Source organism: Synechocystis sp. PCC 6803 substr. PCC-P (assembly GCF_000284455.1).
Lineage (GTDB): Bacteria > Cyanobacteriota > Cyanobacteriia > Cyanobacteriales > Microcystaceae > Synechocystis.
The window spans coordinates 2,731,841-2,752,448 of sequence record NC_017039.1 but is presented as its reverse complement, the minus strand read 5'-3'; the positions used below and the strand labels follow the sequence as shown (position 1 = coordinate 2,752,448).

At 46.1% G+C, this 20,608-nt stretch carries 19 protein-coding genes and 1 pseudogene; 10 read left to right on the top strand and 10 right to left on the bottom strand.

The window, feature by feature from the left end:
- Positions 1-7 precede the first annotated feature (7 nt).
- On the bottom strand, positions 8-3,595 hold the full coding sequence (gene metH, locus SYNPCCP_RS12880) for a methionine synthase (protein ID WP_010873665.1): 3,588 nt from the start codon (positions 3,593-3,595) through the stop codon (positions 8-10).
- Between the two features lie 209 nt (positions 3,596-3,804).
- On the opposite strand from metH, the gene yidD reads away from it, so the two are divergent.
- Positions 3,805-4,044, top strand: coding sequence for a membrane protein insertion efficiency factor YidD (gene yidD / locus SYNPCCP_RS12875; RefSeq protein WP_010873664.1), 240 nt, complete (start codon positions 3,805-3,807; stop codon positions 4,042-4,044).
- Positions 4,045-4,179: 135 nt separating this feature from the next.
- On the opposite strand, the gene SYNPCCP_RS12870 is transcribed toward yidD, so the two are convergent.
- The 7 genes from SYNPCCP_RS12870 to SYNPCCP_RS12840 all read right to left on the bottom strand — a co-directional run bounded on the left by SYNPCCP_RS12870 (position 4,180) and on the right by SYNPCCP_RS12840 (position 11,326).
- Complete coding sequence (locus SYNPCCP_RS12870; protein ID WP_010873663.1) at positions 4,180-5,391, bottom strand: GNAT family N-acetyltransferase; 1,212 nt, start codon at positions 5,389-5,391, stop codon at positions 4,180-4,182.
- A 71-nt stretch (positions 5,392-5,462) separates the two neighbouring features.
- Positions 5,463-5,675 (bottom strand): DUF2839 domain-containing protein, encoded by a 213-nt coding sequence (locus SYNPCCP_RS12865; RefSeq protein WP_010873662.1) that lies wholly within the window; start codon positions 5,673-5,675, stop codon positions 5,463-5,465.
- 88 nt (positions 5,676-5,763) lie between these two features.
- Complete coding sequence (locus tag SYNPCCP_RS12860) at positions 5,764-7,017, bottom strand: HAMP domain-containing sensor histidine kinase (RefSeq protein WP_010873661.1); 1,254 nt, start codon at positions 7,015-7,017, stop codon at positions 5,764-5,766.
- A 269-nt stretch (positions 7,018-7,286) separates the two neighbouring features.
- Positions 7,287-8,333, bottom strand: a complete 1,047-nt coding sequence (locus tag SYNPCCP_RS12855; protein WP_010873660.1) for a hypothetical protein — start codon at positions 8,331-8,333, stop codon at positions 7,287-7,289.
- Between the two features lie 126 nt (positions 8,334-8,459).
- Positions 8,460-8,687: a ferredoxin-thioredoxin reductase variable chain gene (locus tag SYNPCCP_RS12850; protein ID WP_010873659.1), complete on the bottom strand. Its 228-nt coding sequence runs from the start codon at positions 8,685-8,687 to the stop codon at positions 8,460-8,462.
- Between the two features lie 167 nt (positions 8,688-8,854).
- Positions 8,855-9,634, bottom strand: coding sequence for a peptidylprolyl isomerase (locus SYNPCCP_RS12845; RefSeq protein WP_010873658.1), 780 nt, complete (start codon positions 9,632-9,634; stop codon positions 8,855-8,857).
- Positions 9,635-9,703: 69 nt separating this feature from the next.
- Positions 9,704-11,326, bottom strand: coding sequence for an AAA family ATPase (locus tag SYNPCCP_RS12840; protein WP_010873657.1), 1,623 nt, complete (start codon positions 11,324-11,326; stop codon positions 9,704-9,706).
- A gap of 169 nt (positions 11,327-11,495) precedes the next feature.
- Here SYNPCCP_RS12840 and gltX point away from each other — a divergent pair, with 169 nt between their 5' ends.
- Complete coding sequence (gene gltX / locus SYNPCCP_RS12835; RefSeq protein ID WP_010873656.1) at positions 11,496-12,947, top strand: glutamate--tRNA ligase; 1,452 nt, start codon at positions 11,496-11,498, stop codon at positions 12,945-12,947.
- Positions 12,948-13,049: 102 nt separating this feature from the next.
- Here gltX and SYNPCCP_RS17340 read toward each other — a convergent pair whose 3' ends face one another.
- The gene (locus SYNPCCP_RS17340; RefSeq protein ID WP_162098354.1) at positions 13,050-13,199 is read right to left on the bottom strand and encodes a hypothetical protein; all 150 of its coding nucleotides are present in this window, start codon (positions 13,197-13,199) and stop codon (positions 13,050-13,052) included.
- Between the two features lie 94 nt (positions 13,200-13,293).
- Positions 13,294-13,710 carry a 1,4-dihydroxy-2-naphthoyl-CoA hydrolase gene (locus SYNPCCP_RS12830; protein ID WP_010873655.1) on the bottom strand — a complete coding sequence of 139 codons (417 nt, stop codon included), beginning with the start codon at positions 13,708-13,710 and terminating at the stop codon, positions 13,294-13,296.
- Positions 13,711-13,966: 256 nt separating this feature from the next.
- Between SYNPCCP_RS12830 and SYNPCCP_RS12825 the strand changes: the two genes are divergently transcribed.
- The 8 genes and pseudogenes from SYNPCCP_RS12825 (at position 13,967) to SYNPCCP_RS12795 (ending at position 20,592) form a co-directional block, all read left to right on the top strand.
- Positions 13,967-15,472 (top strand): efflux RND transporter periplasmic adaptor subunit, encoded by a 1,506-nt coding sequence (locus SYNPCCP_RS12825; protein ID WP_010873654.1) that lies wholly within the window; start codon positions 13,967-13,969, stop codon positions 15,470-15,472.
- Between the two features lie 15 nt (positions 15,473-15,487).
- Positions 15,488-15,703, top strand: coding sequence for a type II toxin-antitoxin system HicA family toxin (locus SYNPCCP_RS12820; RefSeq protein WP_020862091.1), 216 nt, complete (start codon positions 15,488-15,490; stop codon positions 15,701-15,703).
- 2 nt (positions 15,704-15,705) lie between these two features.
- Positions 15,706-15,909, top strand: a complete 204-nt coding sequence (locus SYNPCCP_RS12815; protein ID WP_010873653.1) for a type II toxin-antitoxin system HicB family antitoxin — start codon at positions 15,706-15,708, stop codon at positions 15,907-15,909.
- Between the two features lie 159 nt (positions 15,910-16,068).
- Positions 16,069-16,692 (top strand): hypothetical protein, encoded by a 624-nt coding sequence (locus tag SYNPCCP_RS12810; RefSeq protein WP_010873652.1) that lies wholly within the window; start codon positions 16,069-16,071, stop codon positions 16,690-16,692.
- Between the two features lie 137 nt (positions 16,693-16,829).
- Positions 16,830-18,816 (top strand): annotated as a pseudogene (locus SYNPCCP_RS12805) (ABC transporter ATP-binding protein/permease).
- A 207-nt stretch (positions 18,817-19,023) separates the two neighbouring features.
- Positions 19,024-19,200: an NAD(P)H dehydrogenase subunit NdhS gene (locus SYNPCCP_RS16595; protein ID WP_010873650.1), complete on the top strand. Its 177-nt coding sequence runs from the start codon at positions 19,024-19,026 to the stop codon at positions 19,198-19,200.
- A gap of 120 nt (positions 19,201-19,320) precedes the next feature.
- Positions 19,321-20,100: a pentapeptide repeat-containing protein gene (locus SYNPCCP_RS12800; protein ID WP_010873649.1), complete on the top strand. Its 780-nt coding sequence runs from the start codon at positions 19,321-19,323 to the stop codon at positions 20,098-20,100.
- A gap of 198 nt (positions 20,101-20,298) precedes the next feature.
- Entirely contained in the window at positions 20,299-20,592 is a 294-nt protein-coding gene (locus SYNPCCP_RS12795; RefSeq protein WP_010873648.1) for a YggT family protein, read from the top strand.
- Positions 20,593-20,608: the final 16 nt, after the last annotated feature.

The following is a 20,608-nucleotide window of genomic DNA, read 5'->3' as shown; positions in this document are numbered from 1 at the left end:
GGGAATTTTAAGCGCTGAAATATTTAGCCGCAGGATGATAGGAAATAATCGCCGTGGTGGATTGTTCTGGATAAACCTGTTCACTTTCATCCATATACAAGCCAATTCGTTCGGTTTGTAACAATTCTAATTGTGTGTATTGATCCTGCATGTTGGGACAAGCGGGATAACCAAAACTGTAGCGGGAACCTTGGTAACGTTGCTGGAGAAGATCACGGATGTTATCTGGATCTAAATGGCCAAAGCCCAATTCCTGACGTATCCGTTGGTGAGTCCACTCCGCTAAAGCTTCCGCCATCTGCACCGCCATGCCGTGGAAGTAGAGGTAATCGGTGTAATTATCGCCAGCAAAAAGTTTCCTTGCATATTCCGTCGCGATTTCCCCCACTGTAACCGCTTGCAAAGGAAAAACATCAGTAATCCCCGATTCTTTTGAAGCAAAAAAGTCCGCAATACAGAGCCGCCGCCCTGATTTTTGCCGGGGAAACTCAAATTTGGCGATCGCCGTTGCGTCTGGGGGAATTTGGCCATTATTTTGGCTGACCAATTCTGGGTCATAAATTAACAAGGTATTGCCCTGGGATTGACAGGGAAAATAACCATAAACCACCGTAGGATGGAGTAAATTTTCTGCCATGACCTTACCTTTCCACTCAGCCAAAATGGGATGAACTTTTTCCGCTAGGAATTGCTCGTATTCTTCCCTGGATTGCTCCCTAGGTTTGCGAAACTGCCACTGACCAACAAATAATGCTTGTAAATCCAGTAAAGGGAAGACTTCATCGAGGGAAATATCACTGGATTGCAAAATTTTAGTGCCCCAAAAAGGTGGCACAGGTCTTTCTAGATCAGGGTCCACCGCTTCAGAACGAACAGTATCAATTACCTCCGGCTCCCTAGACTGCTCACTAGCGTCAATTAATTTTTCTTCTTCAATGCCAAAATTAGTTTTAGCACCATCATCAGTGGTCACATTATGGCCATTTTCCGTTGCATATTCCCCTAAAAAGCCCTGGAAATCATCCCAATTGTGGCTATTTTTAGCGGGCATTAGCTTATCCATGAAATGTAAATCGGCGAACGCATCTTTGCCGTAAATTACTTGGCCTTTGTAGGTATTTTGGCAGTCCTGGTGAACAAATTTAGGCGTTAAAGCAGCACCACCAAGAATGACGGGAACAGTAATGCCCTCTTGGTTGAAAACTTCTAAATTTTCCTTCATAAAAGCAGTTGATTTGACCAACAAACCACTCATGGCAATGCAATCGGGCCTGTGTTTTTTGTAGGCTTCGATAATATTTTCCACTGGCTGTTTAATGCCTAGGTTGACCACTCGATAGCCATTGTTGGAAAGGATAATATCCACTAAGTTTTTGCCAATATCATGGACATCCCCCTTAACAGTGGCAATTAAAAAAGTACCCTTAGCATTGTCGGCGGAATCATCCTTATCCATATGGGGTTCTAAAAAAGCCACCGCCGCTTTCATGGTTTGGGCCGACTGCAACACAAAGGGCAACTGCATTTGCCCGGAACCAAATAGTTCCCCCACCACTTTCATGCCATCCAACAAATAGATGTTAATGATATCTAAGGGAGCGTAAAGTTTTAAAGCTTCATTGAGGGCCTCTTCTAAGCCCAATCTTTCCCCATCAATGATGTGGCGTTTTAATCTTTCTTCCACCGGTAAATTGGCATCACCGGATTTATCCCGTTTGGTGGTTTTACCTTCAAATAAAGTGGTGAGTTTGGTTAACGGGTCATATGTACAGCGCTCTCCTTCAAATTCCCGGCGGTCATAGATTAAATCTAGACAGACTTGTTGTTGTTCTGGGTCAATTTTTGCCAGGGGTAAAATCTTATTGGCACTGACAATGGCCGCATCCATGCCCACCTGCATACATTCGTGGAGAAAGATGGAATTGAGTACCTGGCGAGCGGCGGGATTCAAGCCAAAGGAAACGTTAGAAACCCCCAACAAAATATGACAATCGGGCAATTCCTGGCGAATTCTGCGGATAGCATCCACGGTGGCTTTACCGTTCTCCCTGTCTTCTTCAATGCCGGTGGAAATAGGCAGAGCTAAAGGATCAAAGAAAATTTCTGTGGCCGGAATGCCAAAGGCGATCGCCGCTTCGTAGGCCCGTTTGGCAATCTCAAATTTTTTATCTGCAGTGCGTCCCATGCCATCTTCATCGATGGTGCCAATGACAATACCAGCTCCATATTCTTTGGCAATTTCTAACACTTTATAAAACCGTTCTTCCCCGTCTTCGTAGTTGGTGGAATTGAGAATACATTTTCCCCCTGCAACTTTTAAACCCGCCTCCATTTTTTGCCATTCGGTGGAGTCCAACATCAACGGCAGGGTGACATTATTGACTAGTCGGGAAGCTAATTCTTTCATGTCCCTTACCCCATCTCGACCAACGTAATCCACGTTGACGTCAAGGATTTGGGCTCCTTCCTTGACTTGGGATTTAGCCAGGGAAACTAGGCTGTCCCAATCTTCAGCATTGAGCAGATCTCGACATTTTTTCGAGCCACTGGCATTGAGCCGTTCGCCAATGATTAAAAAAGAATTTTCTTGGGCGTAGGTTTGGGTGGAATAAATGGAAGCGGCGCTGGGTTCGTAGTGAGGTTGGCGTTGTTTGGGCTGGAGATCCTTGGCAATATCCGCCAGGGCCTTGATGTGATCGGGTCTAGTGCCACAACAACCACCAATTACCTGTACTCCCAGGTCTTCGATGAAGTGCATCAGGGACATTTGCAGTTCCATCGGGGTGAGGCGATAAAAAGCTTGACCGCCAACGTTTTCTGGCAAACCAGCATTGGGAATACAGGACACCACAAAGGGGGAATGTTCGGAAAGATATTTAACGTGTTCCTTCATCAAATCTGGCCCGGTGGCGCAGTTTAGCCCCAAAATATCGATGGGATAGGGCTCCAAAATGGCCAGGGCCGCCGCCATCTCCGTACCCACCAGCATGGTCCCCATGGTTTCCATGGTTACTGACACCATCAACGGTAGGCGATCGCCTTTTTCGGCAAAGACCTGTTCAATGGCGTTCAAGGCCGCTTTAATTTGCAGCACATCCTGGCAGGTTTCCACTAGCAATAAATCCACTCCGCCATCGTATAAACCCCGCACCTGAACCACATAGGCATCCTTGAGACTATCGTAGTCCACATGACCTAGGGTGGGTAGCTTGGTGCCTGGTCCCATGGAGCCGGCCACGAATCGAGGCTTTTCTGGGGTAGAAAATTCCGCTGCTACCGCCTTGGCCAACTCCGCCGCTGCTTTATTTAAGTAATAACTTTGGTCTGCTAAATCGTACTCCGCCAGCACCAGGGGCGTTCCCCCAAAAGTATCCGTTTCCACGACATCGGCCCCCGCTTCGTAAAAAGCACGATGCACCGTAGCCACGGCCTCTGGCTTGGTATGGACTAAATATTCATTGCAACCTTCGTATTCCGCCCCACCAAAATCCGCCGCCGTTAGGTTCTGTACCTGCAGGTTTGTACCCATAGCCCCGTCAAAGACTAATACCGGGCGATCGGGACTGTGGATACGGTCTAAAAAAGCACTTTTCATAGGGAGGTCGGAGACCAGAAGCTAGATTGGATCGGGGTTATGGCATATTATATGAGGCTTGGCGCTCATCTAACAACATGGAAATGGAGCCATGGCATTATTTTTGAGCAATAAATATAAATAAATTAGTTGTCAAGAACGAAAATTTAAAGATTAATTGAAGTCCCAATTAAAAAATTGTTATTCTGTGATCATATAGTTGCTAATTCATGATGAAAAAGTTGCTTTTAACTCTGATCAAACTCTATCGAATTTTGATTTCACCGTTATTTCCTCCTAGTTGTCGTTTCCAGCCCACCTGCTCCCAGTACGCCTTGGATGCGGTGGAGATCCACGGAGTTTGGCGGGGCAGTTGTCTAGCTCTGAAAAGGATTTTACGATGCCATCCTCTACATCCGGGGGGTTATGATCCTGTACCCAATCCGGAGCAAGGGAAAATTTCTTCTTAAGAGTTTTTTAATCGGTTAAATGGTTAGAATTTAGTCTTCTTGACCTCATTTTGTCAAGGAACAAATTAGGCAAAAAACTCCCGATATGGGGGAATTAGTTGCCCAAAATGGAACATTACAAACAGACCCTTGAATTTAGATATGATGACCGTTTTCCGGTAGATCTTCATGCCCCAAATTGGCTTGTTTATCTTGATTATCTGGGCGATCCTTTTGGGACTTTAACGGCAAATTCAGCAGGGAAATACGACTGGGAATGGGGGTGCGGGGCAATGGTTGTAATCCCTGTAATACTTCGGAAAGTTGTAACCTCTCTGGCTTAGTTTCTTTGAGTTTGTGCCAGACGGAGCGGGACATCAACAAACGATGTTGCTGGCGTTGGGCTCCCAACTGTTCCAAATATTCTTCCCGTTCATGTTGGTAGTCTGCTGACTCTAACATTAGGGCCTGGGGGGGAAGCTCTTGCACTAGTTGAGCCATTTTCACCAGCAATTTAGGGTACAACCAAGTGTAGGCAGGATGTACGGTTAACTCTGCCTGGTGGGCCTGTTGACCGTCGGTGGACAAAGTGAGTTTGAAGTAGGCGATCGCCGCCTTACGCTGAGGTTCAAACACGTAGCCACTAACTTCCTCTTGGTGAGTGTACCAATTTTGCCAGCGGTTTAATAAGGAACTCAAAAAGCGCCGCTTGAAATCCGCCACATGGCGATCAAACACTTGCCGCATCAAAGGAGGCATGGAAACACAATCAAGCTGACAGAGCAGGGCTGCATCGGCGTTGCTGACGGGTAACAAATTGGGTAAATCGGGATCGTTCTGCGCCAGACTGGTCAACAGTTCCGCCGACAAAGACCAATGGGTAATTTGGGCTAGGGGTTGAAAACCATTCTGCCGGTAAAGGGCCAGGATATTTTTATCATTGACGTCCACATCCAACACCCAGGTCCGGGCTTCCCAAACATTTTGAAAACAGTAGCGCAATAGTTGGGAACCCATACCTTTGGGATCTGTGACCAACTCCGGCTGAATGGCCTGGGCCTGCACCGATAGTTGCTCAATTTTCCAGGTGGATCGACTGGTATTGAATGGGGCCACCTGCACAAAGCCACCGATGGTACCCTGGGGTTTCTGTTCCGCCACAAAGCAATGGAAAAGATGTTGCAAAGGATTGGGAAAACAGCCCAAGGCCCGGAGCAGGCCGTACCAAAAAAGATTCTGGGGCAACCCCCCTGCCAAAGAACGGCCTGAAGTTACGCCCTGTTGGTCGGTCAGTTTATCTAAATCCTCCAGGTCCCGGAACTGAACTCCCCGAACCAACAACAATTCAGTTTCATTAAGGGTAACCATAGGGCAGCAAAGAATGGCATCCTCCCCATCTTAACTGCTTTTCCTGACCTTAGGACTCGGCGATCGCCGGTTTATTGGACGGTCCACCAGCCAAAAGTGGGGCCAATAAATCTGACTGTAACCCACAGGCCTGCCATAACACCGATGCCAATCCAAGCTCCTTTGGTGGTCCATTTATAGAAATCTTCGGCTTGTTTTTTGGTTAAAGGCAGCCACTCCACAACCCGTTGATCCTGGCCATAGCGATCGCCAAGGGATTGTTTACGACGCTTTGATTCGCCCATGGTTGTTTTTATCCTAATTCAAGAAATTGTGGTGATTCTAACAAGAGAATTTTATCGATAAAACTGCCAATTTTCAATCACTCCATGGTCAAGTTTGATAATTTTTGACCGATGTTTTTAAAGGTAGAATGGCTGAAAAACAGCTACCAACCCCAGGAGTTGAAGTTAATTGAATATCGCCGCCATGGAGTTGGGCCAAGCGACGGGAGAGGGCTAACCCTAGCCCCGTACCTTTTTCCGCAAAGCTAGGGGGATGGGAAATTTGCTTAAAAGGTTGAAACAAATCTCTCTGGTCTTCTGGATCGATGCCAATGCCAGTGTCAATCACAGAAAAAATTAATGCTTTATCGGTGGCTTTTACTGCCAGAGTCACACTCCCCTTAGGAGTAAATTTGACTCCATTAGAAAGGAGGTTAATTAAGATTTGTTTCCACCGCCTTTGGTCAACATAGCAAAAGTCAACTCCATCATCAATGGTTAAATTTAGGGCTAATTGTTTTTCCTTCGCTTTAGTTTGCACCATGGAAATTACCGCAAGACAGAGGTCTTCCACTGCTACCTGTTCATAAAATAATTCTTCGCAACGGGCATCAATTTTTGACAGATCAAGAAAATCATTCACCAGGGAGAGTAAATGTTCAGCCGAATTTAAGGTACCTTGCACGTATTGGTGCTGCTTAGGATTTAATTTGCCATAAAGTTCATCCCTGAGCATTCTGGCAAAACCAATAATCGCTGTGAGGGGAGTCCTAAATTCGTGGTGAATATGGCTCAGGTTAATTGTCATGGAGGTATGGCGATCACCTCCATTAAAACTTTTCTGGGGGGAGATGGTTTCAGACTCACCATGGTATTGGTAGGTAAATACGTTCCCCACTTCCTGCAGAAACAAATATTGCTCAAGACGCCATTGGCTGTGGGGCCAAACTAAACAAATACCACCCACATATTGATTCTGCTGAAAAACAGGTAAGAAAAAATAGGGTAAATCGTCATTGGTATTTGCCTGCACTGCACCGGAATCAAAACTAGCCGACGTAATCTCTTGCCAGTGTTGTTTTAAATCAGTTAACAAGCTCTTGCCCCGTTGCAAATCTCCTTGGCGATCGCCAATAAATTTGAGACATTTTTCAGCCATAGGCCATGGAGAGTGCCCAGTCTGGAAGGCCATGGAGAGGGTAGGGATAATTTCGATAATTTCCGGTGTTTCTGGGCTAGCACCCAAGCGCCAATAATAAATTTCCTGCACCGGAATCATGCTCGCAATCAACCTAGCTATGGATTGCTCAAACCCATCCCCGGCCGTTTGCAAACTTTTCCTATTGGGGAAATTGGAACCCATAGTGACACTCAAAGCCAAAGAAATATTGACGCCATCGGCAATGGCTGGGCTAATAAATAGAATTGTATCTATAATAGCTAATTAACCCAAGCTCATCGTTTAATTTATCGAGAATTGTCCGCCTAGGGTGAGGCTAACCAGCTTTCTAATCACTCGCAATGGAAAAAAAATAGTTGTAGCCCGCTGGATAGATGGTTTGGGAAAGTCACCTAGAAACCTTCAAAATTTATTCGTTGATTACGAACAAAGAAGATAAAATTTCTCAAACTCTATAGGGGCGCATTTTGCCCCAGGTCATAATAGTAAATCTGCTGATTCTTATCCGTTAGAGCATTTAAATATTTACGATAAACTTTCTCCCCAGGGATTGGTTCTGTGAACTCTGGTGGTTGTTTATAATCCGTTTCAGGATAGGATTGTTGAATATTAAAAATCAAACTATAGTACCTCAACCATTGGCGCAATACTTTGATTAACTCTTCAAACTTTAGAACTGTGTTGCGATGTTGATGGTTCAGAGCAATAAATTGCACTATTAAAGCGAAGGAACGACTATTATTTTTTTCTGGTGGTATCTGAACAATTTGGCTAATTTTATCAAAAAGATTAATGTTTTTATTGACCAAATGAGTCAGGATAGCCAGATCATTAACGTTGCGAATTTCAATATTGCGAATCAAGTCAGAAATACTAGCTAAAACAGAATAATCTGACTGCTCAAAGGAGTGAAATCTCCTCAATAAATTTAGCCCCAGGGGATTGTCCGAGATTTGCTTGAGATTGTCAGCATAATGGTCGAGAGCTTCTTTACCCTCCGCTGTTTTTGTTTGGGCAATGGCTTCAACGACGGTGCGTTCTAGTCTTTGTTTAAAGGTTTCAGCGTCCTCTGATTCCTTGAGAATTTCAGGTACTTGGTCATAAAATTCCTGTTGTTTATAGCCCCGATATCTCAGTTCGGTTTGGTTAATAAACAGAAGCAAATCTTTGACGTCAATGGCTAGCTCCAAGTATCGGTAACTTTGTTTAAGTCCCGCATATTCCCCCAGATCATTGTCCAACATATATTGGATTTTGATATAGGTGATGAATTCTTGATCTAAAAATTGGGGACTGTCGATCGCCTCGGCGGTTTTAGCAAAAATATAGAGGTCATTGGCGTGTTTTTTCCGCTCAATTAAAGCTTCTTCCGGTACCTCTTGTTTGCTGTGGATAATACCTTCAATTAGACCCCCTTTCCCCAACACGGGACGATTCCACCAGGGCTGTTCTCGACCTGATTCTGGGGATGGATTATCGTCCTTGTTTGATCTAGCCATGGGCGAAGCTTGGGAGAAATTTCCAGTGTTACTGAAAGGAGTTAAATCTAGCTCAATCAATATTTTAGTCAACTTGATTAAGCAGGTAATCGAGAAAGCAACGGCGCTACATTGAAGATAGGACGACTAATCTTCAATCAGGGTAACTTCATCCGGACGGAAATGGGCCTTAAAACGCTGTTCAAACTTGACTAAAACCGGCAAATTAGCGCTGATGGGCCTGCCCTGCCATTCGGTCAATACGGCGGCCACTTCCCCTTCCATACCTTGTAAATCAAAGGCTGTTTTTTTATGTTCTGGATGGTGGTAAACCACAACGGAGGAGGTGACTCGAACACGATCGCCGACATTCATAGGGCTTTTCTCTAGGGTTGGCTTAGTTTATTGACAAGGTCTAGGGGCCAGGAAACCAAAAAATGGCGCCGTGGACATAGAGTTTCCATTTTTGCATAGGTTAGCCACCGCTAAGCAAGCATTACCTTGGTAGGGGACTTTCTAGGACAATGATTAATAAGGACAGTTCACTCCTGGGCTGTGACCAAATCAGGATCTACCTGGGATGCTTTGGGGATGGATGGAAGGGCAAACTGAATTTTGGTTTGGATTTGTTGGCTTAACCAGGTTTGAAACAGATCATTGCGCAGTCGTTGCCGTATATTGTCATCCAGTTGACTAGAAATATATTTTTCCAGTCGGAGCAAAATCCACCACTCCCCAACGGCGATCGGCAGGCAGAGTTTCCCGGCGGGGGTGCTTTTTAGCAGTTGGACTATTTGGGGATGGGGTACATTTAGTTCAACAGGGCCAATCAAACCACCATTTTGGGCTTCTGGCCCCTCGGAATATTGCCGAGCTAGGGCACTAAAATCTCCCTCTCCTTCCTGAATCCTAAAATATAGTTCTTGAACAATGCCGGAATCTCGACTGCGGATCAGGGAGTAGATAACCTGGTCTAATTTATCTTTGCTATTGAGGAAATGGCCCTCCAGTTGGTCATCCCAGGTTTGGTGTTTAAATTTTTCCAGGCGAGCGGTGCGGAGAATGGACGTTTCCAACTGTTCCAGGGTCATGCCAGATTGCTTTAACCAAGCCTGTCTTTGTTCTTCGTTAGTAATCTGAGTCTGTTGATAAAAAAGCGCCAAATTCTGCTGTTGCTCTTCCGGGGTCAGTTGGATATGGGCGATGGCCTGGTCGAGGAGAATTTCCCTGGCTAAATGGGGCAATAGTTGATATTCCACCATCAGGGGATACAACTCGTCTTCTCTCACTTGGCGATCGCCGACCGTCAACACCACCGACATAATTAGCCAACTCCTAACGCACAATATAGCTTGATTGCTCCATAACCCTAGCCCAAGCTGACCTAAACATCAATCAGAGGAAGGGAGAAATATCCGTAAAAGTTCCTCGGGTAAATGGTCTTCTTCCACAACAGAGGTATCGAGGTAAAACACCAAGGGGTCTTCGGACTCGGTGAAATCTTCCCAATCCAGGGTTTGGAGGAGCAACAATGTCTCATTGGCATCGGAAACATCACCCCGGCGAGACTGCAAGCGTTTTGTTAAAACTTCTATGGGGGCATCGCAATGGATGATGGTTACAGAAAGCTGCTCCCGTAATGCTAATTCAACCATAGGCGATCGCCATTGCTCCCGGTCAAATTTGGCATCGAGAATGACATTAAAACCGGATTTGACCGCCAGAGAGGCTAAATCCTGTAATGAATGGTAGACTTTTTCCGTCATAGCTTGACTATATAAATTAGCTTTCCCCCGTTTATTTAAAGGTACTCCGCCTAAATGTTTGCGCACTGCATCGGAACGAATATGAATAGCTGGTAAAAGTTGAGCAATTTGTTTGGCAACGGTACTTTTTCCCGACCCTGATAGCCCGGCCATTAAAACTATTTCTTTCTTTTGTTGTTGCCCCTGTTGGCTATATTGCCAAGCTAACCGGTAATAATCTTTAGCTGTTACTAAAGCCTGATCCTTTTCTATTTTAGTTAAATTGACATCATCTAGTAGAAAAGAAGTTACTTTAGCCCGCACATAGGCCTGGCGACAAAGATAAAAGGGTAACACTTGTAAACCATGCCAATCCCCTGTTTGTTCCAAATAAGTATTTAAAAATAAATAAGCCCAATCAGTTCTGTCTTTGGCCTGGAGGTCCATCATCGTAAAGGCAATGTCATACATTACGTCCACAAAACGAAAGGGCTTGTTAAACTCAATGCGGTCAAATAATTGAATTTTTTTGCGCCAGTAACACAAATTCCTCAGGTGTAAATCTCCGTGGCATTCACGGATTTTGTCCATGGCCTGTCTTTCTCGAAAAATATAACCTTGGGTTTGGTAAAATTTTTCACTAAATTGGCGAATTGCTTGATATTGCTCGGGGCTTTGGGCAATGCCTAGATATTTTTCTGTGGCCAAAAAGTTATCCGACACCGATTGCCAAATTACATCTGGATCGCCAAAGCTCTTAATTTCTTCGTTCGTTGTTGTTCCTCGGTGAAACTCCGCCACCTTCTTTGCTAAGTCAACGATGTCTTGGCTGGATAACTTGCCCTGCTCAAACATGGATAAAAGCAAGCAATCCTGGGGAAATTGAGCCATTTTTAAAAGATAATCCTTGGGCTGGGAATTATCGGTAGAATCTTCTTCTTTCTGCCATTGCCATTGGTTATCTTTTAACTGAACTGTTAACACTTCCAGGTAAATGTCCGGTGCGACGAGGGAATTTAAACGTAATTCTTCTTGTAAAAAATGCTGACGCTTTTCCGCCGTGGAGTAGTCCAAAAAACCTAAATTAACTGGCTTTTTTAGCTTGTAGGCATACTTTCCCGTTAAAAACACCACGGAACAATGGGTTTGCAAACATTGAATCGGTTCTTGGACAGGATGGGGATAAAAATCAGCCTTTTGTAGAGTCTGCAACAAACTCAGGAAGGGATCTTGAACAGACGTGTCAAGCTGATCAGTAAGGTTATTCATGAAGCTTATTCATGGGTGGTGACGAGGCAATTCCTTTCTCCCATCGTAACCCCACCACCGGAGGCGATCGGGTAATGGTAAATGTCTTGAGGTATTAATGGAGGCAAAGCTTTGGGTTAGGATGGATAACCGCCCGGAAAATTGTTAACCATTGCAACGAGGAAAACCTGTGACTGTCCGTGTCCGCATTGCCCCTAGCCCCACTGGTAATCTCCATATTGGGACTGCCCGCACCGCCGTTTTTAATTGGTTGTTTGCTCGTCACACCGGAGGCACTTTCATTCTGCGGGTGGAGGATACGGATTTGGAACGCTCCAAGGCGGAATATACGGAAAATATTCAGTCCGGTTTGCAATGGTTGGGCTTGAATTGGGACGAAGGGCCTTTTTTCCAAACCCAACGGCTGGATCATTACCGCAAAGCAATTCAACAGTTGCTGGACCAGGGGTTGGCTTACCGTTGCTACTGCACTAGTGAAGAATTGGAACAAATGCGGGAAGCCCAAAAGGCTAAGAACCAAGCTCCCCGTTACGATAATCGCCACCGCAATTTGACTCCAGACCAGGAGCAGGCTTTGCGGGCTGAAGGTCGTCAACCAGTAATCCGTTTTCGCATTGACGACGATCGCCAGATTGTTTGGCAGGATCAAATCCGGGGCCAGGTGGTGTGGCAGGGCAGTGATTTGGGTGGTGATATGGTCATTGCCCGGGCATCGGAAAATCCTGAAGAAGCCTTTGGCCAGCCATTGTATAACCTGGCAGTGGTGGTGGACGACATTGACATGGCCATTACCCATGTGATCCGGGGGGAAGACCACATTGCCAATACCGCTAAGCAAATTTTGCTCTACGAAGCTTTGGGAGGTGCGGTGCCCACCTTTGCCCATACGCCGTTAATTTTGAACCAGGAGGGCAAAAAATTATCTAAGCGAGACGGGGTAACTTCCATCGATGATTTCCGGGCCATGGGTTTTCTGCCCCAGGCGATCGCCAACTATATGTGCTTGCTGGGCTGGACTCCCCCGGATTCGACCCAGGAAATTTTTACTTTGGCGGAGGCGGCAGAGCAATTTAGTTTGGAGCGGGTTAACAAAGCTGGGGCTAAGTTCGATTGGCAAAAATTGGATTGGATCAATAGTCAATATCTCCACGCTTTACCAGCGGCGGAATTAGTGCCCCTATTGATTCCCCACTTGGAAGCCGGGGGCCATCAAGTTGATCCGGATAGGGATCAAGCCTGGTTGGTAGGTTTGGCCACTCTAATCGGCCCCAGTTTGACTAGGCTCACCGATGCGGCCACAGAAAGTCAATTACTCTTTGGCGATCGCCTGGAACTCAAGGAAGATGGACAAAAGCAATTGGCTGTGGAGGGAGCTAAAGCGGTGTTAGAAGCGGCGTTAACCTTTAGTCAAAACACACCCGAGTTAACTTTGGATGAAGCCAAAGGGGAAATTAATCGTTTGACCAAGGAATTGGGTCTGAAAAAAGGCGTGGTGATGAAATCCCTCCGGGCTGGGCTGATGGGCACTGTGCAGGGGCCAGATCTACTGCAATCCTGGTTGTTACTACAGCAGAAAGGCTGGGCTACAACCCGTCTCACCCAGGCGATCGCCGCTGAATAATATTGGGTTATCGAATGTCGTAAAAACCCCGTGCTTTTCCATAGGAGAAGGGGGGAACTGAGAAAAACTTGGGTCAAAAACCTTAACCGTCTCTCCGGTCTTTCAGCCATTGTCCTGGTCTTGATCCGTGGCATTGGGGGAATTATTATTCTGCTCCTCCCGATTTTGTTTAGCGATGCGCCATTGTCCCGTATCAGGGTCTCGGTAGGCCTTGTAGGGGGAGGGTCGCAACGGTTGGGAAGAAATTTTCACAGATATCACCCAAAGCCCAGGCGATCGCCAGGCTAAATCTCACCAGTCTAAGTTTAATGTTTTGATTTAGTTTGACAATGACGACAATCACCCCTCACGGGTGATCCAAATCACAAATCGCCGTTTGCCAGGGTTGGGGTAAGGGCGCTTTTTTCCTTTCCGGTAGGGCAATGCAGACATGGTGGGTTTGGGCCCGGGCCAGCAGTTGGGCAGACTCGGCTTGGCTAATCTCATAATCACAGCAAAAACGATGGGCACTAGCCTGGGTAATGGTCAAGTTCACCAACAGGCGATCGCCGCAGTGGGCAGGGGCGAAAAAATCAATGCTGGCATGGACTAAGGGCAAGGCAAAATCCCCGACACTAATGATATTTTGTAGGGATAAATGTTCTGATGACAGCCAACTTTCATAGGCTTCATGGCACATTTGCAAAAATTGGTTGAAATAAACCACCCCAGCTCCGTCCGTGTCCGCCAGGTAAACTTGCCTTTCATAGGTAAATGTCCCCATAGTCCCCCCCAGTTAACCGACCACTATCCCTTGAACTACTCCACCTGTTCTGGAACTGGCCACAAAAATCCACAGTCAATCAGCCTGGAAATCAGCAACAATGGTCAAAAATATTAAGAATTGTGCGCCCATCAATCCCTGAACTAGTGGATACAATAACCTTAGATTACCTTCCTTGCTGGCTTTTCTCGGCCATCTTGTTCACCTGAGTCAATTAACTATTTCCGTTGCGTCGTTTTTCGGCTTTTACACTCCCATGGTTAGAAAACGCTCCCAATTCCCTGTGATCGGCTCAATGGTGGCCCTTGCCCTGCTCAACACCGCCTGTGGAGGGGACAAGCCAGGGGCCAATGCCCCCAGAGCAATTCCGGTGCAGTTACAGACCCTGGAACCCAGCTCTGTGGTGGATAGCAACGAGTTTGTCGGCAACCTAGTGGCTACCAACTTTGTCGAGCTGGCCCCGAAAATTGATGGACGTATTTTGCGAATTTACGCCCAATGGGGTCAGCAGGTGAATGAAGGCGACCCAATTTTACTGTTGGAACCGACCCAGCAACAGGAAAATGTCAATGCCGCTGTGGGTAATCTCAACATTCAGCGGTCTAATTTTCAGGTCAGCGAAGCCAATCTCCGCACCTCCGAATCGGAAAGGGATGCGGCCCAGTCTTTTGTTACTACCCAAGAAGCCAACCTCGCCCGGGCGATCGCCGATCTGGCCAATTCCCAGGAAGTGCTGAAAACTAGGGAAGCGGATCTAAAACGGGCCCAGGCCAATCTTAACTTGGCCCAAATTAACTTCAAACGAGCCCAATTTTTAGTGGAAACGGGGGTGCAACCCCAACAGGATTTGGACAATCGCACCACTGAATTGGAAGATGCCAGGGCCAACACCGAAGCGGCCCAAAAAACAGTCCAGGCGGCCAAAGCTACCGTTCAAGCTAACCAGTCCAGTGTGTCTGCTTCCCGGTCTGCCGTACAGCAGGCTAAGGATAATTACCAAGCCGCCGTGCAGAGGGTCAGTGCTTCCCGGGCCACCATCAATGCCCAAAAAGGGGCGATCGAGCAAGCTCAAGGCCAATTGGGAGCCACATCCCAGGAATTAATTTATAACCGGGTTTTAGCCCCCGTCAGTGGGGTAGTGGGTAACTTACCGTTGCAAATTGGTGATTTTGTCCGCACGGGGCAAAGCTTTACCACCATTACCAACAACAACGAATTTGAACTGGACATTAACGTGCCAGTGGAACGCTATAACGATCTGCGCCTTGGTTTGCCCGTGGAAGTTGTTCGCAGTGATGGCCAAGCTGGGGAAGTGGGACGCATCAGCTTTATTTCCCCCACCGCCAACCGCAACGATCAGTCCATTTTGGCCAAGGTTATTTTCAAAAATGATGGCAGCCTGCGGAATAACCAGTACGTCCGAGTGAGAATTATTTGGGATCGCCAACCGGGCTTTTTGATTCCCACCACAGCGGTTACTTCCATCGGTGCCCAGCAGTTCATTTTTGTGGCCCAACCTAAAAACACCCAGGGCGAAGGCAAAGATGGCACGAGCAGTACTGAATTGGTGGCTCGACAAACCCCAGTGGTGCTGGGGGGTATCCAGGGGCAATCCTACCAGGTTCTTTCTGGAGTCAAAGCCGGCGAGCGGGTGGCGGTGTCCCGGATTTTGGAATTGCGGGACGGCATAGCCATTGAGCCTGCCAGTGCGGCCACTCCTTCTAGTAACAGTTCCCCTGAAAAGCTCGAGTCTTCCCTGTAACCCATTCAGTAGTAAATGCCCAAGAAAATTAGAGAACTAAAAAGTCTACTTAGCAAAGCAGGATTTACCGTTGAGTCAGGGAAGGGAAGTCATAGTAAATGGAAGCATCCCAAACTGGAGCAAGCTATCATTATTTGTGGAAATGATGGCAGTGATGCCAAACCATACCTTGAAAAACAGGTAAAGAATAGCCTTGCTATGTTGCAAAAACTTGATCAAGAGGACAGTTAACGGTGAAATATACAATCGTTATTCAATGGTCAAATGAAGACAATTGCTTTGTTGTCTTTTTACCTGAGTTTGAAACAGTGATGCAACCTGTTACCCATGGTGAAACCTATGAAGAGGCTTTTGATAATGCCCAGCAGGTATTAGGTTTATTAACAAAAGATGATCAACCTTTGCCCAATCCTAAACCACTTTTATTTATGGCCTAGTGCTTGATGTTCATTATTGGGGAGAAGATATTAACTTAGACTTATTAAAGTTAGTTTATTCGTTATTAGTAAAAAGGTTGCTTTTTTCCAGTTTTTAAGTCTTTTCTTTGAATATAAACTCAGGCAAAATCAGAATCGAATCTAAAAAAGTATTAAATTATGAATATAAATAAAGGCAAAGTAACCTATTTTAATGGTTTTTATTTTAGAGGCAGAACAGAAGCAGCCTGGGCATCAATATTTAGAATGATCGGAGCTTTTTTTGAATACGAGCCAAAAACATTTAAGCTGCCAAATCGGGAATTATATGTCCCAGATTTTTATTTTCCGAAGCTTGACTTCTGGGTTGAAGTTAAATGTGAGCCGCCTAATGATCGCTCTATTAATCAAATATTTGAACTCTCAAGGATAACAAAATTGCCTTGCTTCATTCTCTACGGCATTCCCTGCTTTCAAATGTTTTCTGATGCTAAAGTCTTAACTAATTTTGGAATAACTTACTTTACCCCTCCCGATGAAAAAATATGCATTTATTCTGGTAAACTTTCCCATGGACTCAAGTCTATGTTTGAAGCAATATCATTAATAAATGACATGAATATATTGAATTTTGAAAATCTCGTGATTCAAGCCACCAATCTTATAAAAGAAGAAAATAGTGGGCCAAGAAAAATTGATGAAATGACCATCCAATATTTAGTAAATTCACAAAAATGGTTTCGTATAAATGATGAAAATGAGCGACTAGATGCGCTTCAAAAATGCTTGTTAGAATCTGATTAAAATTATGACTTATTATAATAAGTAAAATACTCAATTATTCATTTTGTAGAGTAACTTTCACAGTCCTTGACTGTTTGAATGACATCCGTAGATTCCATTACTCAACACACTAATGTTCAATCCGGCTTTTGAGAATTATGACCCAAGCCCAAGCCAAGCGTTTTCAGTTTGATCGCCAACTGTGGCACCGCTTTGTTGAAACTGCCCAGCCCTATTTTTATCCGGTGGGGCAAAAGCAAACTCGGGTTTTTCTCGGTCTCATCCTGGCCCTCATGGTGGTGGTGGTGGCCTTGACCCTATTTTTATCCATGGGGTTGACCCTCTGGGCCACAGCAATTTTCCCTGACTTTTTTGCTAAATCTGGTGAGGGTTTGGTAGATGGGGTACAAGGTCTGATCAATTCCCCGGCTCCTTGGATCGGTTTAGTGGCCTTGGCCATGGCCGGGGCTGTTTTCATCAGCCAGCGCCAAAAATTACAACAACGGTGGCTCCAGTGGTTGCTGTTGGGCGTATTATTATCTCTACTATTTGTTGTCAACGGCTTAAACGTTATTTTAAGCTTTGTTTTTCGCTTCATTGATACAGCTTTAAACGGCAAAGATGCAGAAGTATTTTGGCAATTTCTCTGGATTTATGGCATTGTCATTGTGGTGGCTATTCCCATCATTGTGGCCTACCGCTATTTACGACAAAAGTTAGGGGTGCTCTGGCGGCAATGGCTGACGGAACACTTTCTTGGCCGCTACTTTAAAGGGCGTTCCTACTATCATCTCGACTCCAATTCTGCCTATACCTTAATTGATAATCCCGACCAAAGGATAACCCAGGATATCCAATCCTTTACCGGGGTTACTCTGGATTTTTTATTGGATATCCTTGACTCCATCCTCACCTTAATTTCCTTTACCGCCATCCTCTACACCATTTCCCAAACCCTTATGTGGGGGTTGATTGGTTATGCGGTCTTCGGGACAGTGGTGGCGATCGCCATTGGCACTAGGCTAATCCGCATTAACTATGAACAACTGCGGTTGGAAGCTAATTTCCGTTACGGCTTGGTGCGGGTAAGAGATAACGCCGAATCCATCGCTTTTTACCGGGGAGAAGGGCTAGAGCGGAAACAGGTTACGGATCGTTTGCTAGGGGCGATTAGAAACTTTAATTTACTAATTATTTGGCAAGCTTTAATCAGCCTATTTCAGCTAGGCTATAACTATTTCACCAGGCTAATTCCCTATATTATTATCGCCCCCCTTTACCTCGCAGGAGACCTGGACTTCGGGGCGATCGCCCAAGCTAGTTTGGCCTTTGGCATGGTCCTTTCTGCCCTATCTCTAGTAACCAACCAGATTCAAAATATTACTGAATTTGCCGCCAGCATTAACCGTTTAGGAGAATTTTACGAATCTTTAAAATGGCCCCAGCAATGAATTGGAACGGCCGGAAAGTACTGGTTTTGACCACAACGTTATCACAACCCGTATTGGTGCCACCGTTGCCCTGGAAAATGTCACCCTTTCTCCCCCCAATTCCTCACGGATTTTGGTACGGGATTTATCCCTGGCCGTGGCTCCCGGTAACCATCTGTTGATCATGGGCCCAAGCGGGAGTGGCAAAAGCTCTCTCCTCCGGGCGATCGCCGGTTTATGGGACAGCGGTCAAGGCACCATTGAACGACCTGAACTGGCGGACTTATTATTTTTACCCCAACGGCCCTACATGATTTTGGGCACCCTGCGTGAACAGTTGATTTACCCCAGTGCCCAATCCATAGCGGACGACGATTTTCTCTTGGAAACTTTAAACAAGGTTAATCTACCGGACTTAGCCGAGCGTTTTGGTGGTTTGGATAGCCTGGAAAATTGGTCCAGCGTCCTTTCCCTGGGGGAACAACAACGTATTGCCCTAGCCCGAGTTTTCATCAACCAACCCCGCTATGCCATCCTCGACGAAGCCACCAGCGCTCTGGATGTGAATAACGAGGCGGAACTCTACCATGCTCTGACGGATTTGGGTACAACCTTCATCAGCGTGGGACATCGACCTACCCTGCGAAATTTTCACCGGCAATGTTTGGAAGTTCAGGCAGAGGGACGGTGGCAAATAAGCCCCATTAACAATTAATCGATATTCACGCCATTCCATCTGATCCATTTGAACTACCCGGGTTGAGTCAAAGATAAATAAATCCCAAGACCCATCCCAGCCCCCAACCAAAGATTAGCCCATAGTACTTCCCCCCACATATTTCTATGGTTAACTCTAGGTTTAGGGGCGAAAGAAAACCTGCTCCTTTGCTAGAATTGTCCAATCCAAAATCAGGTAGCCATTATGATTTTTCCCGGTGCAACGGTGCGAGTCACCAATGTTGATGATACTTACTATCGCTTTGAAGGCTTAGTTCAACGGGTTAGTGACGGTAAGGCTGCAGTCCTATTTGAAAATGGCAACTGGGACAAATTAGTCACTTTTCGGCTCTCGGAACTGGAAGCAGTCAAACCCATCTAGGCACTTTGCTCCATGGCTTGACCCCTCCATAACTGAGTTGCGGCCATGGGGGTGGGGACTATCCAGATATTTGGCTAGAATGGAGAGCAATTTTAAGTGCAGTTCCCTTGGCGTTAACCCATGAAAATTCGTCCCTTTCTTGTGGCCCTGGGCCTAACTACCTTTGCTGGCGCTGCCCACGGGGCCAACTTTGAGGATTTGACCCAACTGCTATCCACTAAAAAATGTCCCCTCTGTGATTTGCGGGGGGCAGGCTTGGTGATGGTTAACCTCACCCGGGCGGATTTGACGGGGGCGGACTTATCGGGGGCCAATCTGTCGGGGGCAGATTTGACGGGAGCGAATCTTTCCGGTGCTAATTTAACTTCCGCTTCCTTGAATGGGGCTAATCTGTCGGGGGCAAATTTAAACGGGGCGATCACCGATGGTACCGATTTTCGGGAAGCCTATTTTGACCGGGCGACGTTTATCAATACCAATTTGGAAACCGCCTATATGCAGGGGGCCAAAGCCGTTCCGAATACAGCCGGCACTCCCCAACTATTCTATGGCTGGGGCCTGTTAGAAACCAGTAAGGGAAATTATCAATCTGCCCTCAACCACTATGACCAAGCCTTGGCCCTGGACCCGGAATTTGCGCCGGGATATTTAGGGCGGGGTTTGACCTTGCTGAAAATTGGCAATGAAGCTTCCGCTAAACAAAATGTGGAATATGCCCAGTTATTGTTTGAGGAAAACCAGGATGAGGTGGGGGTTAAAACTTCAGAGCAGTTTTTAGAAGATTTGGCCAATATGCAGGAGGCCCGACGTCAGGGGGCAGGAAATCCCCAGTTGGATGCCATTGTGCGGGGGGTGGCTTCCATGGCGTTTAAATATTTACTACCCCTAGTGGGACTCTAGGAATATCAAACTGTGGTTAGCGGCGATCGCCTACGAAGCCAGGGAAAAACCATAGAAATAGTGACCCATGCACAGGGCATAATCAGCGCTTAATTCTTGCCGGCCTAGTTCCTCATTTGAAGATTGACCGCCAATTTGCCTAAAATCAAAGCAGACCTTTTTGCCAAAATCTCAGCCTAGTTGGGGCACAGAAAAAATATGAATTATGCGGCGATCGTCGGCCAGGGCTTAGGAATTCTGCTGGCAGTGATGACGGTGTTATTTATTTTTCGGATTATTCTCACTTGGTATCCCCAGGTAGAGCTGACTAAATGGCCATGGAAGCTCATTGCCCTACCCACCGAGCCATTATTAATTCCCCTGCGTAAGCTAGTGCCCCCCATCGGCGGCGTTGACCTAGCTCCTATCCTCTGGGTCTTCATCTGTACCTTTTTACGGGAAATTCTTATCGGTCAGCAGGGGCTGATCACCATGGCCAGTCGCTTGCAGTAAACCCGAGTTAAGCCTT

Bases quoted from the DNA above. Each gene is read 5' to 3' on its own strand.
- SYNPCCP_RS12840 (WP_010873657.1), bottom strand. From the start codon at position 11,326: ATGAATAACCTTACTGATCAGCTTGACACGTCTGTTCAAGATCCCTTC.
- SYNPCCP_RS12845 (WP_010873658.1), bottom strand. From the start codon at position 9,634: ATGTCGGTGGTGTTGACGGTCGGCGATCGCCAAGTGAGAGAAGACGAG.
- SYNPCCP_RS12825 (WP_010873654.1), top strand. From the start codon at position 13,967: ATGGTTAGAAAACGCTCCCAATTCCCTGTGATCGGCTCAATGGTGGCC.
- SYNPCCP_RS12865 (WP_010873662.1), bottom strand. From the start codon at position 5,675: ATGGGCGAATCAAAGCGTCGTAAACAATCCCTTGGCGATCGCTATGGC.
- SYNPCCP_RS12800 (WP_010873649.1), top strand. From the start codon at position 19,321: ATGAAAATTCGTCCCTTTCTTGTGGCCCTGGGCCTAACTACCTTTGCT.
- SYNPCCP_RS12830 (WP_010873655.1), bottom strand. From the start codon at position 13,710: ATGGGGACATTTACCTATGAAAGGCAAGTTTACCTGGCGGACACGGAC.
- metH (WP_010873665.1), bottom strand. From the start codon at position 3,595: ATGAAAAGTGCTTTTTTAGACCGTATCCACAGTCCCGATCGCCCGGTA.
- SYNPCCP_RS12850 (WP_010873659.1), bottom strand. From the start codon at position 8,687: ATGAATGTCGGCGATCGTGTTCGAGTCACCTCCTCCGTTGTGGTTTAC.
- SYNPCCP_RS12810 (WP_010873652.1), top strand. From the start codon at position 16,069: ATGAATATAAATAAAGGCAAAGTAACCTATTTTAATGGTTTTTATTTT.
- SYNPCCP_RS12870 (WP_010873663.1), bottom strand. From the start codon at position 5,391: ATGGTTACCCTTAATGAAACTGAATTGTTGTTGGTTCGGGGAGTTCAG.
- SYNPCCP_RS16595 (WP_010873650.1), top strand. From the start codon at position 19,024: ATGATTTTTCCCGGTGCAACGGTGCGAGTCACCAATGTTGATGATACT.
- SYNPCCP_RS12795 (WP_010873648.1), top strand. From the start codon at position 20,299: ATGAATTATGCGGCGATCGTCGGCCAGGGCTTAGGAATTCTGCTGGCA.
- SYNPCCP_RS12820 (WP_020862091.1), top strand. From the start codon at position 15,488: ATGCCCAAGAAAATTAGAGAACTAAAAAGTCTACTTAGCAAAGCAGGA.
- SYNPCCP_RS12860 (WP_010873661.1), bottom strand. From the start codon at position 7,017: ATGGGTTCCAATTTCCCCAATAGGAAAAGTTTGCAAACGGCCGGGGAT.
- SYNPCCP_RS12855 (WP_010873660.1), bottom strand. From the start codon at position 8,333: ATGGCTAGATCAAACAAGGACGATAATCCATCCCCAGAATCAGGTCGA.
- yidD (WP_010873664.1), top strand. From the start codon at position 3,805: ATGATGAAAAAGTTGCTTTTAACTCTGATCAAACTCTATCGAATTTTG.